At 36.2% G+C, this 17199-nt stretch carries 15 protein-coding genes; all 15 read right to left on the bottom strand.

From position 1 onward, the window contains the following. Positions 1–30: 30 nt before the first annotated feature. On the bottom strand, positions 31–4971 hold the full coding sequence (locus AC0VZ8_RS25865; RefSeq protein ID WP_475484903.1) for a transglycosylase SLT domain-containing protein: 4941 nt from the start codon (positions 4969–4971) through the stop codon (positions 31–33). Between the two features lie 289 nt (positions 4972–5260). Next, positions 5261–6916: a phage tail tape measure protein gene (locus tag AC0VZ8_RS25870; RefSeq protein WP_475484904.1), complete on the bottom strand. Its 1656-nt coding sequence runs from the start codon at positions 6914–6916 to the stop codon at positions 5261–5263. A gap of 178 nt (positions 6917–7094) precedes the next feature. After that, positions 7095–7289 (bottom strand): hypothetical protein, encoded by a 195-nt coding sequence (locus tag AC0VZ8_RS25875; protein WP_475484905.1) that lies wholly within the window; start codon positions 7287–7289, stop codon positions 7095–7097. A 24-nt stretch (positions 7290–7313) separates the two neighbouring features. Next, positions 7314–7766, bottom strand: coding sequence for a hypothetical protein (locus AC0VZ8_RS25880; protein WP_475484906.1), 453 nt, complete (start codon positions 7764–7766; stop codon positions 7314–7316). Next, positions 7705–8232: a hypothetical protein gene (locus AC0VZ8_RS25885; protein WP_475484907.1), complete on the bottom strand. Its 528-nt coding sequence runs from the start codon at positions 8230–8232 to the stop codon at positions 7705–7707. The genes AC0VZ8_RS25880 and AC0VZ8_RS25885 overlap by 62 nt, the downstream gene beginning before the upstream one ends. A 129-nt stretch (positions 8233–8361) precedes the next feature. Next, complete coding sequence (locus tag AC0VZ8_RS25890) at positions 8362–9114, bottom strand: hypothetical protein (protein ID WP_475484908.1); 753 nt, start codon at positions 9112–9114, stop codon at positions 8362–8364. A 50-nt stretch (positions 9115–9164) separates the two neighbouring features. After that, a complete protein-coding gene (locus tag AC0VZ8_RS25895) occupies positions 9165–9896 on the bottom strand; it encodes a hypothetical protein (RefSeq protein ID WP_475484909.1) in 732 nt (243 codons plus the stop codon). Next, positions 9897–10370, bottom strand: coding sequence for a hypothetical protein (locus AC0VZ8_RS25900; protein WP_475484910.1), 474 nt, complete (start codon positions 10368–10370; stop codon positions 9897–9899). It lies immediately after the preceding gene. 12 nt (positions 10371–10382) lie between these two features. Then, positions 10383–11570, bottom strand: a complete 1188-nt coding sequence (locus tag AC0VZ8_RS25905) for an Ig-like domain-containing protein (protein ID WP_475484911.1) — start codon at positions 11568–11570, stop codon at positions 10383–10385. Further along, on the bottom strand, positions 11567–11980 hold the full coding sequence (locus AC0VZ8_RS25910; RefSeq protein ID WP_475484912.1) for a hypothetical protein: 414 nt from the start codon (positions 11978–11980) through the stop codon (positions 11567–11569). Before AC0VZ8_RS25910 ends, AC0VZ8_RS25905 begins: the two co-directional genes overlap by 4 nt. A gap of 14 nt (positions 11981–11994) precedes the next feature. After that, positions 11995–12516 carry a hypothetical protein gene (locus AC0VZ8_RS25915; protein ID WP_475484913.1) on the bottom strand — a complete coding sequence of 174 codons (522 nt, stop codon included), beginning with the start codon at positions 12514–12516 and terminating at the stop codon, positions 11995–11997. Between the two features lie 72 nt (positions 12517–12588). Then, positions 12589–13572 carry a hypothetical protein gene (locus tag AC0VZ8_RS25920; protein WP_475484914.1) on the bottom strand — a complete coding sequence of 328 codons (984 nt, stop codon included), beginning with the start codon at positions 13570–13572 and terminating at the stop codon, positions 12589–12591. A gap of 37 nt (positions 13573–13609) precedes the next feature. Next, positions 13610–14074 carry a hypothetical protein gene (locus AC0VZ8_RS25925; protein WP_475484915.1) on the bottom strand — a complete coding sequence of 155 codons (465 nt, stop codon included), beginning with the start codon at positions 14072–14074 and terminating at the stop codon, positions 13610–13612. 62 nt (positions 14075–14136) lie between these two features. After that, on the bottom strand, positions 14137–15690 hold the full coding sequence (locus tag AC0VZ8_RS25930; RefSeq protein ID WP_475484916.1) for a hypothetical protein: 1554 nt from the start codon (positions 15688–15690) through the stop codon (positions 14137–14139). A 12-nt stretch (positions 15691–15702) separates the two neighbouring features. Further along, entirely contained in the window at positions 15703–17199 is a 1497-nt protein-coding gene (locus AC0VZ8_RS25935) for a hypothetical protein (RefSeq protein ID WP_475484917.1), read from the bottom strand.

The following is a 17199-nucleotide window of genomic DNA, read 5'->3' on the forward strand; positions in this document are numbered from 1 at the left end:
ACCTCACAATAAAAAGAAGAAGAGCGTTTATTACCGCTCTCCTCCAAGATTGTTTAATTTAGTTTTAATAGTAGTAAAGAAACTATTAGCTCCTGCCTCATTACCATTAAGCTTTTCGATATGAATAGGCATATAAATTTCTGTAACTCCAGCCATCGCAGGTGTACTTGATTTAGGCATGAGCAAATTAGCAGCTACATTCTTCAGTTTATTTGCCATGCTACGAGCAATATCAACTGCAGTAATTAGATTGGCTGTATCGGTTTTGTTAAGGATTAATTCCTTCTCATGAGCAAGTAGGAATTTACCGCTCTTGCCCCAAGCAGGAGTCATTCCACCTGTTTCAGCAGACATAACCATACCTTTAAGTTCATCATAACGTCCATCTGGGAACCCATATTGAGTACGATATGCATTGTTTTTACTACTTAATGAAGCAATTTCATCCTGTTTAGATTTGATTGCTTTAGCATCGGGATTCTTCCCACGTTGAAGCTGAATTACTTCTCGTGTTAAATCCTCTGCTCGTTTTTTGTTATTCAGATAATCGCTCCATGCAACTTCTTTTTGATTATTACCAACAGAAGGTGGGAATTCTTCTACATTCTTAAAATCTTGGCTGAAACCATAATTAATGTTCTGCATTGCTTTACTTGTTTCAAAAGCCTGTTTTTGCAGAAAATCGAAGAAGCTTGCATACTCTCCTTTGATCTTATCCAGTTCCCCCTGAACAATTGAAGAATCTTCACTCATGAGATTCTGTTTCATGAGATAGTATTTTTCTTCATCCTCAAGAATGTCGTTATAGTACTGTTCTTTTGCTTTCTTCTCGTCATCAATCGTTTTTAGGTTCTCTTCATGATTCTTTTCAACAGCATTCTTTTCTTGCTCCAATTGGTCACGCTTTGCTTCAAGTTGATCGTTAAGATTTTGCTTGCGCAGTTCACGTTCACGATCTTGTCTAAATTTAAATATTTCATCTTCTTTAGCAGATAGTTGATCTTCAAGTTCTTTCTTTCTAGCTCTTCCCTCAATAGAATCATCTAAAGCCAATTTATTAATATCATCTTGTAATTGTTGCTGTTCTTTCAATTTTGTATTTAATTCAGTGTTATAATCATCTTCCGAATACTGTCGATCCAGCGACTCCAATTGAGCAGCAATAACGTCCTCGAAAAGTTTCAACTCTTCATTTAAGTTGTTAACTCTTTGTTCATGGCGCTTATTCTCTGCATCAGTCTGCTCTTGGTATGCTTTGAGAGCGAGTTCCTTTTCTTTCTCAAGCATTCGTTTGTAATTATCAATTACTTTATCTGCAGCTGACTCACGTTCTCTTGTGATTGTCTCGTTGACATCTTTTATAGCTGCCTGGTAGTCCCACCAATCAGTGGACAATTGATTTAGCCGTTCACTTAGTTCTTTCTTCTGGACAATAGTTAACTTTTCTTTTTTCAACTGTTCGCGAATTAAATCGGCTTCCTTTGAAGCGAGTTTCTGCTGTTCTTTTAACAAGGGAATCTGACTTAACAATTCTTTATTGTACTTTTCAGTTCCTTCGGTCATACTAGTTAGTTTCGCATTTGAAAATGCAATCTTATCACCATATGACGCGATCTGTTCATCAATCTCATTCAGAGAACTTGAAAATAATTCAAAGGTTTTTTGTTGTTTCTGTTCCTGTATCTCAAGCCACTTCAGGCTATTTTGTTCCATCAGCTTATCAAATTCGCCCGAAGTTATTTGCTTTTCCTTAACTAGTTGTTTTAATCGTTCGTTTTGATTATGTAACTCATCTTGTTGTTTAGTGAGATAACTAATCTGAGACATTTCTTCTTTACGCCATTCTTTTGATGTCTCAGAGTATTTTGATTGCTTATTCTCAGATCTGTTTATACTATTTTCGAATTTTTCAATTTTGTTGTTGGACTCCACAACAACATCATTAATAAAATCAATTACCTTATTGTAGATAGTGCTTTCTAGAGTGCTGACGGTATTAATAGCATTATTCTTAGCTTCTTCGAGTTCGCTTTTTGATGGAAGTGTAATTTTGTTTTTCGCTGTACTACTCGAAGAAACAGAAGGAACAGTAGAAGAAGAGGAGGTAGTTGTAGCAGTTACTGTACCACCTACTGCATTATAGTTAGCCAGAACTTTAGGGGCATAGTTTCTTGTTTCTTTAAATGGAATGTTATTAATTTGTCCGCTCTTTATCCATTTATCAACATTGCCTTCACCCGCATTGTAAGCATATAGAGCGAGCTCAATGTCACCATTATACTTTTTAACCAAACGAGCAAAATGAGATGTTCCACCTTTGATATTTTGCTCAGGGTCAAAACTATTTTTAACACCTAATCCTTTTGCTGTGCCTGGCATTAACTGCATTAAGCCTTGAGCTCCTGCAGAAGAGACAGCATTGGAATTAAATCCACTCTCGGTTTGAATGATAGCCGCAATAAGTTTTGGATCTACACCATATTGTGAAGCATAGTGGTTAATTATTGACGCATAGTTACCAGACACATTGGTGGGGGATGAGGAGGTGACTGTACCTGTATAACCCGAAGTACTAGCACTCTTTGAGGTAGTGGTAACCTTTGTGGAAACCAGTTTCTCTGGATTCTTGACTCCATCCTCGTACAGTTTCTTCTGTTCCTTGAGAAGAGAAATCTCTTCCATCAGTGATTTACGATACTCTGCAGAACCCTTTCTGATTTTACTTCTTTTATTGTTAAGCTTATCAAGTTCCGTTTGGATTGCACGAAGTCGTTTTTGCGTCTCTGTTAGGATCTCATTCGTTTCAGAAAAAGTGTCGTTACTCTTATCTTGTTCGCGCTCATTTTCTTTAGAAGTGTAAATGAGATCTTGAGTAGCTGCATCTAGTAAACCTAAACGGTTTTCAAGTTGATTGATTGCTTCTTCAGCAAGTAGAAAAGTTGCTTCTGGAATAGGAACAATACTTACAGAATTTGCAGCTTTCATCGCAAGCAATCCAGCACGAGCAGTATCAATAAAGGCTTTGGCTTTAGCCTTTTCTACGCTAACTACAGCTATTTCTTCTTGTTTTTTCGTTTCAATGTATTCTAGAATTTGTTCCTTACTTAGGTTAGATACATTAATGTAGTCATCGTAAATTTCTATTAAGTCGATCATTGTATCAATCGATACATGATTCGTGTCTTTTAATTCTTTTTGCGCCTTGTTGAGTAATTCTATGTTAGTTTTCGACTTGGCGACATTATCCAATTGAGATTTTAAGGTTAAAACATTTGCAGCCAGTTCACCAGTTGCTTTACTAGACTCTTTTACGCTATTTGAAAAATTAGTTATGACGGAATCAAGTTGCGGGAACTGCTTTTCAAGATAAGATAGGGTATTAGAAAGGTTTGTAAAATCGCCAGTGGCAAACATCTTTGAGAGATCCAGATTATCTTTTGAAATAGCATTAGCAATATCTTTGGACAGTTTCCTGTAGTTAGAGATGATTAATTCTTTGCTGTTTTTCGTAATGTCTACAGAGTTTATATATTCTTCAGCAGTTTTATCGAGAATACTCTTTAGATTTTGGTCATCACTAGAAAAAGCGTTCATTACACCTTGGTTTATGTCGCCAAAAGTAGATACATACTCTAATTTTGCTTCGTTAATCTTAGCATTGTTAACTGATATAATTTCATCTATTTTTGCAAAGTTAGCATTAATCAGTTCAGTGAATTTTGTGAAATCTGAATCAGTCTGATTAATTGCAGAAAAGAACTTATTAGCATCGTTTTGACTTAAACCACGGTCGGAAAATATCTTTTCGATATCACTTTGAAATTTATCTAGTTTACTTGTATCTGTTAAGTCAAAAATTTGGTCTACTGTGATTTTATTATCTTCTAGGAAGCCGCCAACGTATTCAGCAGCAACCTTTGATGCCTCTGCAAACTGAAATTCCAATCTAGATTTATCAATATTCGCTTTAGCATCTACAATTTTCTGTGTGGGTTCAGTTAAAACATCAGATGCCATCAATGCAGCGTTGTTTTGTCTAGATTTTAGTAAGTCTTTTTCTTTCTGGATTAATCCGTCAATTTCCTGTCCAGTTTTATAAACTGCCTTTCCTTCATCGTCATAATGACTAATGATTGAAGGCATTATTTCTTTCATTTTTTCACGAATCTCAAGTAGTTCTTCTTGCGTCTTATTGCCCGATTTGTATTCCTCATTCAAACTTTCCAGTTGTGAAATGTTATCTGAGGTATCAGTAATACTTTCTTTTAGTGTGTTGTAACTTTCAGTGGCCTCATCCACTGACTCTTTGGTTTTATTGAATAGCATATAGAGTGAAGTACCTAATGCTGTAGCAATACCTATCCAGCCGAATGCCAGTTGCAATCCCTTCATTGCCACTGTTGCCCCAGTTGCGGCAGTTCTTAACGTAAACAGTCCTTTAGTAGCAGTAGCCAATCCGACAACAAATTTAGCGATTGCTTGGTGCCCAAAAGCTAAAAATATTCCCGTTAGTAAAATCATTGTCGTTCCAAGATTACCAAGTATTTTTATCAAAGCAGTACCCGAGTCGATTAGAGATTTAAGAAAATCAGATTCAATACCATCACTCCAAAACGCATTTACTGCATTCTTAAACTTCGTAATCTTACCTTGCATGGATTCCAGATATATCTCATTTTCTCTTGCGGCACTACCAAAGGAGTTTAGACCAGCCTCTAATGAATCTTGAGCATCTTTCCAGTTGGCAATCATTGATGCAGCAATGTTACCTTGGTGTTTACCAGCTACCAATTCTACAAATTCAGCTTGTTGGAAATCAGAAAGACGATCCCAAACTGATGCCAAGTCTTCAAATATTTCATATGTACTCTTAAACGTGTTGTCATTCTTTTTAAGCGTTAGGCCAACAGAAGCAAATTTAGCCTCAAGCGTAGGGATGAGATCGGAAAGATCCTCACCTTCCTCACTCACACCTCTAATACGCATAGAAATTGTTTTTACAATGATACCCTGTCTTTCGACATATTTGTTTAGGGTTTAGACTGTACCACTATCCTTTAACAAGGACACCCATTGGCAGTCGTTGAGACCTTCCCATTTAAGGGCTGTGTCTGCGGATCATCCAATCCTTAATATTTTTACTTTACCAAAGACATTACTCTTTGCCACCATATCATTTCTAATATGGTTTAGTAATTAAGGCTCTAAGGAACTTCCCGCATATTCTGGGTTATTCAATATACATTACTGTATAAGGGCACTAAATTAATGCATTACCTACTCTTGCAGGATCTTGAATAGTCGTATTCGCGGCTGTAATCATGGCAACTGATTGTTCGATTGTATTTCCAGCCCCACTTAAACTTGCCGCAGAACGTCTCATTGCTTCACCGATGCCCTGTGAACTAATTGCAAACTTGTTACCAACTTCGTTATAAATATCAACGACTTTTGCTATGTTCTTACCTTGGGTATCTACTTCAACACCAAAACCTTTGATTGTGGCAATTAGAGCTTGAGATGCTTTTTCTGCTGATTCGATGTCACCAACATTTTGATAGACCAGCGTTTCTTTTGCTAGTGCCTTTGCTTCTTGAATCGTATATCCAAGTCGTGCCCATTCGGTTGTCGATTTGACCACATCTAACGTTAAGCCACCAATTGCATCGCCTATACTTTGTGCATCTTGGATGAATTGACGGTATTCAGATGCCGTATTATCTGTTACCTTTTGCAAATTGGTCATTGCGGTATCTAAGTCATAAATATATTGAATACCATTTTGCATTGCTCTGAGCGGCGCGTAGAAGGCCGTGGCAGCTGCCATCCAGATCGGAAATCTAGACATTGCCGTTTTCATCGCTTCGCCAAAACCAATTGTATGACTTGTTGCAGTTTTAGCATTTGCGGCAACCTGTTTTAATTGGGTGTTGAGTTGTTCAAATCTTGATTTAAAATCACCAACACTGCCAGCTGACTTTAATTGACCAAGTTGACTCTCAATGCCCGCTAGTCCATTACTAACACTAGAGTCTTTACTATATCTACGTTTAATGTCTGCAATTTTCGTTTCAGTATCTGCTAAGGTCTTTTGGTATTGTTGCTCTCGCTTTGCGTTTTGTTGTAAGGCAAGATAATGCGTTTTATCTAGAGCTTCTTTACGCTCCCTATCAGTTTTTAATGCTTGGTAGTGAGCCTTATCAAGCGCCTCTAATTGCTTATAGTGAGCAGCTTGTTCTTTTTCGGTTCTATCCTGTAATGCTTTTCGAGTGTTGTATTCCTCTTTTGCGATTTGTTCTCGCTGTTTATTGATTGCTTGTTCTTGAGCAACAGCTTCTTTTTGTCGTTTCAGAAAGTCATTAATCTCATCATACTTTTTAACATACCCATCTTGGTCAACGCGGACATTAAGCATGTCGCCATCGTCATTTTTATAGAATCTGTTATACCCAGTTATTTGCCCAGCTGAGTTCTTGCTGGCTTTCTGTTTAGTTAAGGTGTAATCAGACAATTCTCTTTCAAGTTGTTTAATGGTCTTACGCTGGCTTTCATATGCACTTGACTCAGATTGTATTAGCTTCTTATTCGCATCATGAACGGTTTTAGTCCGATTGATTACTTCGCCATTTTTGAGAATCTGTTGCGTTGTTTTCTCTATACTTCCATCAAGTTTCCGGTGTTCCGTAATTGTCTCTTGAACCACTTTGTTTTGTGTAGCCAAGGCAACATTGAGCTTGCTGGCTGAGTCGATAAACTTATTGATCGATTTAACGAAGCTTTCGTCAACGTTGATTTTGATGTTGAGTTTCTGAAGAGAAGGGTGTTTAGCTAGAATTTTTAGTTGATCATTAATTGACTTGACACTAGAACCCATATTTAACTCTGCTGATATGAGTATAGCTAATTTTTCTGACATGTTATATTCACTTCCTTTTAGATAATAAAAAAGAAGCGATACAACATCGCTTCTGAATAGTTTTGTGTTTTTTGTTGTTGTGTTAATTCACAAAAAAGACCGCACCATAGTTGATGCGATCTATTTCAAGAACTATTGAAATGGGGAGGGGAAAGAATTAATAAAAGGATTTGTTTTATTAATACATTGAATTCGTAGAACAAGTAATCTTATTCCAATCTAACGGATTGGAGGGTGGGTCACCTGTCAAAACAGGCGAAAATGTGTATGTAATCTGGTTGGGCTGTTTGAATTGGCTATCTAGTTTACTTTTGAACTCGACAATCTCATCAGGTGTGCCCTCAACCTCGAATCCATAAATTTTAGCCTTCATTTATACATTCCTCCTACAAATTAATCACTTCACTTTTACGTCTAGTCCAATTCTCTTCAATCCTTGATACATTGAACCGACATGTTCATTAGTATTTCTTAGTTCTTCCCTGGTTGCTTCAATGAAGTCACGAGGAACACCATTATAAGGAAAATCAAAATCATAACCTTGACCCGTAAGAACCGTCTCAGCGACATTCTTGCCATTGTCAGATCTAATGTTTTCAACAGACAGAGTGTTGTCATTCAACATCGTTACTTCCATATTGTTCTCGTCAAGCAACCCACCGTTTTCACGTTGTCTTTCGTACCCTCCGAACTCAACCGGAACAGGTTCATAGACGCTATACACTTCATCTTCAATACTTTCTTTCATTACACGTTTTACTGTGGGAGCCACATTCTGCTGAAGAGCTTTACTGAAGAACCTCCGTTGAAGTACTTGCTCCAATTCCTTCATATTCTTGACTGTTGTCATTTTGACTATCTCCTTCAGCTAAAGTCGAAGAGAGTGCATATTCACCAAGAATCTCACCGACTCGTTTACTATTCGTTTCTAGTTTTGAATATACTTTCTTGATTTCTGTTTCATTAAACGCTGCGATTACTTCACCCATAATTCCAGTATCATAGAGTACTGTGGCTACTTTAATAATCTCTTTCAAATTTCTGCTTGCTGGAATCATGGGGACATCTGAGAACTCACGCAGAATCAATGTATGTAAAATTGCACCTGTACCACGAATAAAATCTTCATCAATATTCCCGTTCTTACTTGCATCCTCAAACAGTGTTAAATAGTCAAACACTACCTTGTCTACTTCGGAGTCTCTGAAGTTCAGATTAATGGTGACTTCGTATTCATCTAAAATGGTGATCTTTTTCTTGTTATCAAGTGACTTATTAGCCTTGTTAATTGCTGCAATGGATAATTTTTTTGTCATTTTAATATCTCCCTTATATTATTTAAGACATTTGTAACAGCATACTTTTATAAAGCTTGCTCTATAAAATGTCTTATTGAAAATTAATATAGAGACAAGTAATTAATACCTGTCTCTATATATTTATTTTTAATCTTCTTCTAGAACGTCAATAATAACCATTGCTGTGGACTTGGAATCTTTCAGTACCTCTGCATTGAATGTAAATGGCTGAGGATCTCCACTTGAAGCCATACCGATAGTAAAACCAGGCAGGATTTTCAATTTTGGAATTGTGTAAAGAGCTTCCACATCATATCCCTGCTCGGTTCTCCACATTGTTGTACCTTCAAGGAGATATGTACCTGGGAAAACGTCAGCGGAAATAGTCATACTTTTAGCAGTAGCAGTGGAATCATAGTAATAATCAGCAATAATAAGGTCTCCAGCAACAACACCGCTTGGAGCAGCGAATACAGCCTCACTTCCAGTAACAGTTGGAGTCAACTTTTCACCAATAGAAGTACCATCTTTAGTTTTGAAGAAGAATGCTGGTTTTCCAGTAGCTGCTGGCTTGGACAATGTTACAATCAAATCACCTGCATCATCGACTACAGTCAGCACTTCTTTCTTATGTACTTTCTTTACACCAGCAGTAAACTGAGAACCAGTGAGGACACCAAGAGATTCTTTTGAAATCAAAGCATCTTCCATGTTCATTGTGATGTCTTTCTCAGAATCCCATCCAATCAATTTTGGATGACCTTTACCACCACGAGCATATACGGTTGCACCAGCAATCTCCATAGAACTTGTAGTCAGTGATTCAAGGTAAACCTTTGGTTCCAGTGTAACCGGATCTTTCAAAACTACATCCATAATCTCTCTAGAGCCATAACGCATAAATAAATTCCTCCAAATATAATATTTAAATTAAAAAAAAGACGAGTTATTTAACTCATCTTAGAAATCCAATGTTTTAATTCGATGTTTTTGGAATCAGCACCATGAAGCAGCGCTTGTATGTTGACATTATATTCATCAATCATCTTCATTCGATTGAACTGATCATTAAATTGATAATAATTCAATGAAAAAATATTGAATATGCTAATCCCATTTCCATTTGATGCCAAAATTGATATCAAATCCTGGAAGGTTAATTGATTATTATTATCCGAACCCTTTATCTTCTTTAGTTTCTTTTGTCTTTCTAGTATTTTCTCTCTTAGCTTTCTTGCTCTTTCATTCAATGGATTAAAGTCATCATCGTCTCTATTAACTACACAATTCTGTATCTTTAATATGACAGAAATACATTCTAACTCACTATATTCAAATAGAGCATCATTGATTTTCAAAGCAGATCCATCAGTAACAAGTTCAATGTTGGTGTCAATGAAGTATTCGAATGCTGAGAGATAATACATGAGAAAGTCATGGTTCTGAGTAACTAACAAAGCCTCTACTATAGATTGATCCAGCAAATACCCATAATGATCTGTCTCGCTTAACTTCGGCAGAATATCCTTAACTGTAAGTGAAATCAAACTCAAATTTTCGTTAAACTTATCATATGATTCCGCAATCTCGTTAATCGTCTTGGGTTGAATAGTAATTCCACAGTAAACATATGGTATGTTGGCTATTGTCTTTAGTTGAACATCGTTAACATTGATGTTCATTTAGTTAAACTCCCAGAGTTTATAGGCCACATACATTCCCATGTATTGTTCATTCACATAGTACTCATCCATTTTGTAGAATTCTGCTTTTCCTATCCCGATACCTCGTTGATCATTCATTAGTCTATCAATTTCAGAGATAATGAAGTCATATCTAAGGAAACCATGATCGGTTCTAATTAAATTGGCATGTGTGAACGCATGGAGGTAAACAAATCCACTTTTGAAGCCGTTGTTTACCTTCTTAAAGTCCCTGAACGCCATAGTGATGTAGGTTTTACCCGTTTCAGACAATGCAGGTATACGACTAAAGGGGAAGATGTTGTTATAAAACAAATCACCTGTGTCCTCTATATCCGGTTGCTCAAGAAAATTAGGTTCATTATAATATAGGGCTTTGCAAAGGTCGGCTGAATCAGCGAGTCGGTACATGATGGTTGTTTTATCATCACCTAAGTTTTGTAATCTTGACAATCGCCTCCCTCCTTATAATGCAGATTTGATTTGTAATGATTTCTCGGCTTTAATTATTCCAGTTGGATCGGAAACATGAAGAATAACAGTTCCTAATGCGTCTCCTCGCACAGTACAAGTATTGTTGGATTGCTGTGTTATTGTAGCTGCTGAGGTCGGATTGCCATTTACATCTGTCAATCTAAACGCTCCACTCATATCAATAGGCGATCCATTATCATAAAATGTACACGAATACACTTTAGTTCTTGCTCTGTATACTGTGCTATCACCTGCAATGATGACTGAGTAATTGTTAACTGGAACTTGTGATACTGTTACATCGATATTTATACTGACATTCTTGTAGACAACAGCAATTACTGCAGTACCCTCATTTATTGCTTCAATCACTCCACTAGTGTCAACACTGCATACATCATTATCAGACGAGATATAAGTTAAATCTGGTGATACAATCTCTGTTCCATTGTTTAACACCTTAACATCAAGCATCAGAGTGTCTGAGACATTCATTGATACACTGGATGGATTCACTAAGATAGAGTAATTTGGCTTTACATAATCAGCTATTCGAAGATCCATATTGTCTTTTACTGTGTCAATAATATCCGACTCTAAGATTATTTCTATCAAAGGATTTAACCGATTTATGGAGACAACCTTCCAGGCAGCATCATCGAATATAAACCTCTGCCCAACTTTAATCTCCTTGCTTTCAATGGATGAATGGATAGCAATGTTCCTTCTGTCATTGAGAAGGGAAATAACCTTGCCCTCATCGACTCCAAAGTTAGATAGATTATCGGAGTTGAAGATAAATGGATATTCAAGAAGTTCACCATTGGGGTTTTGCCATTTGAGGCTCGATACAGCAAGTCGTAACTTTCCACTCTTATAGATTTCTCCAATTTCATCGTAATGAGAAACCATCCAATATTGACCATTCCAGAAGAATGAATCTCCCACAAATAGATCCTCGTCTATTTTTGCAACAAAAGCTTTCATTTCTTGGTTATCACTATCATCGGTGATGATAACATCAATAGTCTTATTAGAATCGTACTTAGTTACATTGAAATAATTAGGAGAATCGTACATAAGTTCAGATAATTTATTCTTTGTTTCATGGATTCTAATATTTCTAATACTATCCCCATAAAAAGTGTCACGTCTAAGATACTTATCTTTATAACTCATCGAAGTTTCCTTAAATCACCATTATTATAGGTGTAATCTAATATTAACTTGTTGACTTCGCTCCTCTTAATTTCTCTTAAATCGAGTAATTGTCTTAAATGAGCAGCTTGTGAGGTCATAGAAAAATCTTTTGTAGACATGAACTGTTTAAGGTTTTCAATGGAGATGATTAGAGGGTTTAGATATTCTACAACCATCAAAGTTCCCAAGATTAGCAGGTCTTCATCGGTTAAATCTTCCATGAACCCGTTTGTATCTCGATTCGATAGATCGCTCTTACACTTTCTGAATCTAGGAATACTATTAAGCAAATATCGATACTTTAACTCATCATTACTATCCTGATCCATAAAAACTGGGTCAGAAATTTGACTTAAGAACACGTCATAAACTTCATCAAAAGTAGTCACTAGCAACACCCCAACTATTTATTAGGGTCTAGTTTTTGTCCTAAACCTTCTTCAATCGCATTGATAATATGAATATCTCTTAGTTTACCCGTAAGATATTTATCCTTAGCCATCTCATACATTAGCACTTTTGCATTTACAGACGCATCTGCAATAGTCTGATTAATTTGATCTACATCAAGCGTAAACATGTACTCAATGTCATCACGATCGATTGCATTCTTCTGAAAGCGCTGAAGATTGAGATATTCAACAACTTCATCATCTAATACTTTAATCCAACCCTTTTCAAGAAATGCACGATTGGAAGAGAGCATGGCACGAAGTTCACTAAGCTCCATTACATCTTCGTCACCATATTGACTGAATTTCCATACTTGACCTGAACGTCCACCCTTATAAATCAATGTTCCATCAACATTACTAACAATAGGAACTAGCATATTTTCATCTAGCTTTTTTCTAACTTTTCTTTCTGGTTGCTTTGTTTCTTCTTTGTCTGTTTTCTTTTTATTATTGCTCATTGATTTAGCCAAAAACGTAATCTCCCTTCAAAGTAGTAAAGAAGAAGAGCAATAAACCCTTCTTCTTATGTTTCTTTAATTAACTTATACGAGAATATAAACTCCGTAATTAGAAGCGCGCTCAACGCCTACACCATACTTCTTACGAAGAGTGTACTCCTGAGTGTCGTCTGCATTTGTTTGACCAAGAACCTCTTTAATCATAGATTCGCCTTCCATAACGAATTTCACAATTTTTTCATTACCATTCGGAAGAATGAGCAAGAAGTTATTGTCAATAGCAAACTCATCAGTACCAATTTTGTGTGCTTGAGGAATAATACCGAAAGTGATACCATCAACCATTTTAAAGTATCCGTTTTGATTGCGTTCTTTCTTCATGTCATCGGAAACATACTGAGGAACTGCTTTTTGAACAGCAAGACGAGTACCAATAACCATTGGTGTCATACCTGTTTTAGCACGAATATGCTCTACAAGCTCATTGAATTCATCGGCATCAAAAGCACCAGTAACTTTGTATGGAGAAGTCAGGCCATTGTAAGCTGCTTTAACAGCCGTGAAAATATCATTCGTAATTTCGTTCTGGAATGAACGCTCTACTCTATTAATCAATTCAACCCAATCAACCCGACCAGCAAGGAAACGTTCGAGTTCTTCATAAATCTTAACTCCATTCCACTCAGTATCGATTTGATAGGTTTCATGTTGATGAATCCGTTGACGACGAAGGTTATTTGTACCACCAGCAATTTTTGCTACTTCAAACAACTCATCGGTTTCAGGACGGAACTGAAGTTTGTCACCGAATGCTACGCTACGATAATCAACAAACTGATCAAATTGATTTTTGATTCCTTCTTCAACACGCAAATCTACTACTTCCTCAATAATCTCAAAAACTTCATTTTTATTTCTACGGAACTTTTTAGCGTTAAACTTTCCATCAGTTCCAGTTAGTTTGTTAAGAGCCTCACGCAACTTTTCGTTTGCCTCTTCTGTGGAATAATTAGCAACAGAACCTTTTGCAAGGTCTGTAGCCAGATCAATAAGAATATTACGTTCCATAATAATGTGTATCCTCCTAGTATTTTAAATATATTTATTAAACAGTTAGAACTTTAAACGCTGTTGCAGGTTGTCCATAGAGTCTGCCTTTTTCAATTACTTGGGCAGCAAAACGGGTTCCACCAGATAAGTCAGCAGCCGGAACCAGCTTTGTCTTTCCGTTTTCTGGGACCAGATATTGATTAACAACAGAGGTTCCATCAATCACGTCATCAGTAACTGTGATGATGTCTCCTTCCGTATGATGATAGGCACGAGCCGGTTTTCCAGCCTTATTAACGAAGTCGAGAAGATTTTTTTCTTTTTCGTATACAACTTCAGGGGAAGCTACAATCAAAATTTCTTCTTTTGTAACATCAGTAGGAGCAGACGCCTGAACTGTTTCTCTTCCCACGTGTGAACCTAGTACACCAATTTCACCGTTTTGTACATCTTTGTCAAATACAACACTCTCGATATTGCCTGCATAAGTAGCTTGCAATTTATCTGTGCGAATAGCCATTAATATAATCCTCCTTAGAATTTAAGCAAAATAAAAACACACTTTTGGTGTGTTGAATTAATTTAGTTATTAAATAGAACATCATACGATTTACCGGATTTCTTTTGTTTTGTTTCATCTGTATTTAAGTCGATAACTGCAGGTTGTTTCTCAAAACTAAATTTCGCCTTCTTTTTGCCAACTAGTGCAAATAGTTTATCTTGAAGTTCATCAAGCGAATATTCAGACTTTTTCTCTTTAACTTCTTTCATTTCTTCTTCGGTAAGCTCAGAAGAGAATGAGGTGAATAGTTCTGTTTCTTTAGTTTCGCGCTCTTCATTGAGTTTAGCTGAATACTGCTCTGAAACTTGAGTAAACTGCTCATTCAATTCATTGTATTTTTGTGTTTGACGAGAAATTTCACTATCTTTTTCAGTCAGTTTTAACTCATATTCAGAAGTGACTTTTTCTGTTGTCTTGGTTTGAATGTCGTCCGTAAACTTTTTGAAAAACTCAGTAGAGAAATTTGCTTCAGATTCTAATTCCATTGGAGCGTAGTTAACTTTAAATCTTTTAGCAGACTCTTTAGTAATATTAACTTTGTCTCCAGATAGAGAATAATCAAAGCCCACCAGATACCAATTCTCATAATCTTGAGTGACTACCTTATTATTTTCGGTATCCACGTCTACAAGAGCATATCTCGGAAACTCGTAACCATAAAAATCTACCATTCCAAATGTATTAATTTCACGAGCAACCTCTTCGAAGAGTTGAGAGCCAGTCAATGCAAATTTTGTTTTAACTTGCGCTTCTAATTCCTCTAAAGAGAAGTCTTCGTGATTGATTCCCTTTGCTCGCAGATCATCAATAGTTAAACTGTATTGAGCAAGCATTTCAAGGATTTCATCCACCCTTTTCCCTCCTCGATGATAATTATGTTTATTTACATCATCCTCAAAAGAGGTTGATTTTTTAAAAGAGAACTTTAATTCACTTACCATTTGATTAAATTCGAATTTAAACTTATCTTTATCTAACTCATAAGCAACAATAGATGAACTTTCGAAGCAAGGCTCTACATGTCCGTTTGGATCACTTTCCTTACTGATACCAAGAATGCATAGAGCAGAGAAGACAAATTTTTGAATCTCATAAGTCTTTTGACCATCGATTGTTGTATAATTTCCCTTTTGGACATCAATCTCCATTGATTGATTGAATTCCTGTCCAATGAGCATTCTAGCTTCTGGATATCGACCTGTCCAAAGGAAGGCATTATCTACAACAAGATAATCATTCACTTCTCCGGTATCTTCGGTTACTGTTTCCCAGTATATTTCTGCACTTTCGGGTATCAGGCCATAAGGAAAGGTTGTATTAACCCATTTAGGTCTATCCCCTGAAACGTCAATTTCGCCACCATGACCACCAAAGTTATCTACATCTGTAAAATACTCTCCGATGATTGGAACATTATAAATTGAAGGAATTGCATTCATTACTGCTTCTTTAGAAATATAGTTATTATTCCTATTTAATCCTGCATACAAAACTCTAATCTTGCACTTGGAAAAGAGGGGATTGATTGCTTCAATGTCTGTTAGTTTGACATTAAACTTTATGATATTATCCACTTAATCACCTCCTTACTGTGAATCATTGCTATCTAAGTTTTTTGTTTGCATTCCTTTATCAGAAAGATCTGATTCGTCTTTTTCGGGTGCTCCACCTTCATTAGTAGTTGCATCTCCGGTGTGTGAGGATCTGAGTGGTACGAGTTTGTCTGTCAATTGAAGCACTTCATTTTCTAAGAAAGCATTTAAATAAATTGCACTAGGCTGTGACCCAATGGTCGCCATAATTTCATTCTTAACAGGCATACCGAATTGAGCTTCCTTTAGCCTTGCCTCTCGATAACTGTTCGCGTTATGCTCAGTAGTTTTAAGAATTCTTACTCTAAACTTATATTCTGCTGATTGTGTTTGTTTTAAATGTTCATTAATCCATCTCTCAATATCTTTGACTAAAAAGAAAGCATCAGATTCGTCAACTATAATTGACGATTTTAGTCCTGTGCTAGAATTCGCGCTTGAACCAAACAATAACTCTGATACACCAGCTTCTTTCCAATATTGACTAGTCGCTTCACCAACCTTGTTTTTGTCAACAGCATCCCGATCAAAGTTTATCGCTTCAATATCCATAGGGGAAGTCATTAAACCAACTTGTGGTGGTAGGTTTGATTCGATATTGTCATGAAATACCTGGGCAAAGTCCTTATCAATCAAGAATGAGTTAACAGAAGCATCCTTATCTGTCCTCATCGGAATCTTTTGAAACAGTAGTTTATAGTTCCCAATCTCTTCGTTGTTTTTGTTTAAGGCTTTGAAATCTGCAATGTCCAACAATCCTTCAAACAGCGAAACAAATGGAGGGATAGAATGTGCATCTAAGTTAGATTTAACACATATTGCAAATGGTGACTGAATTTTTTGAAGCTTGGGCTCATTTTTACCAGACTGTATTTTACGATAAATCTTCTGAAATTCTTCTGGATACATTTCAATCTTATTAGTTGTTTTGTTGATCGAAGAGAAATCAAAAGAATAGCCCAACAATCCAGTTGAAGGATCTACGAAAGAAAGTCTGCAATAATCAGGGTTTAGTTCTTGAATGTAAAATCCATTCTTAGTAACTCTTGCAAAACCGTAGAAAATACCATCTCTATATGCAACGAGTCTTGCTTTCGTGAATTCATGTTTGATATTCATCTTTTCAACATAATCAACATTGTTGTAGTATGTTTCTTTATATTTATCAATATCTAACTTTTCAGGATTTGTTCCATATCCCTCAACTACATAGTCAAGATTAAACAAAGTAGCATAGTAATTAATCAATCGTCTATATTGAGAAGACGTATAGTACAATTGTCTACTGATATTCCTCAGTTTCTTTTGATTCTCTACATTAGACATACCATTTAGATATTTTTTGATATCCTCTTTGGTGTAGTTTCCAATAACACGATTAGATGCTGTCTCTGTATTAAGATTAATGAGAGCGATACTCTTAAAAGTCTCAATCATTTGGTTTTTCATTTGCTGCTCATCAATTTGTTGTTGAGATATGACTTCGGTCAA

The sequence above is a fragment of the Paenibacillus sp. QJM3NY_38 genome (genome assembly GCF_056173265.1).

Coding starts and splice junctions, on each gene's coding strand:
- AC0VZ8_RS25875 (WP_475484905.1), bottom strand. CDS start 7,289: ATGAAGGCTAAAATTTATGGATTCGAGGTTGAGGGCACACCTGATGAG.
- AC0VZ8_RS25890 (WP_475484908.1), bottom strand. CDS start 9,114: ATGCGTTATGGCTCTAGAGAGATTATGGATGTAGTTTTGAAAGATCCG.
- AC0VZ8_RS25880 (WP_475484906.1), bottom strand. CDS start 7,766: ATGACAACAGTCAAGAATATGAAGGAATTGGAGCAAGTACTTCAACGG.
- AC0VZ8_RS25895 (WP_475484909.1), bottom strand. CDS start 9,896: ATGAACATCAATGTTAACGATGTTCAACTAAAGACAATAGCCAACATA.
- AC0VZ8_RS25885 (WP_475484907.1), bottom strand. CDS start 8,232: ATGACAAAAAAATTATCCATTGCAGCAATTAACAAGGCTAATAAGTCA.
- AC0VZ8_RS25905 (WP_475484911.1), bottom strand. CDS start 11,570: ATGAGTTATAAAGATAAGTATCTTAGACGTGACACTTTTTATGGGGAT.
- AC0VZ8_RS25920 (WP_475484914.1), bottom strand. CDS start 13,572: ATGGAACGTAATATTCTTATTGATCTGGCTACAGACCTTGCAAAAGGT.
- AC0VZ8_RS25925 (WP_475484915.1), bottom strand. CDS start 14,074: ATGGCTATTCGCACAGATAAATTGCAAGCTACTTATGCAGGCAATATC.
- AC0VZ8_RS25870 (WP_475484904.1), bottom strand. CDS start 6,916: ATGTCAGAAAAATTAGCTATACTCATATCAGCAGAGTTAAATATGGGT.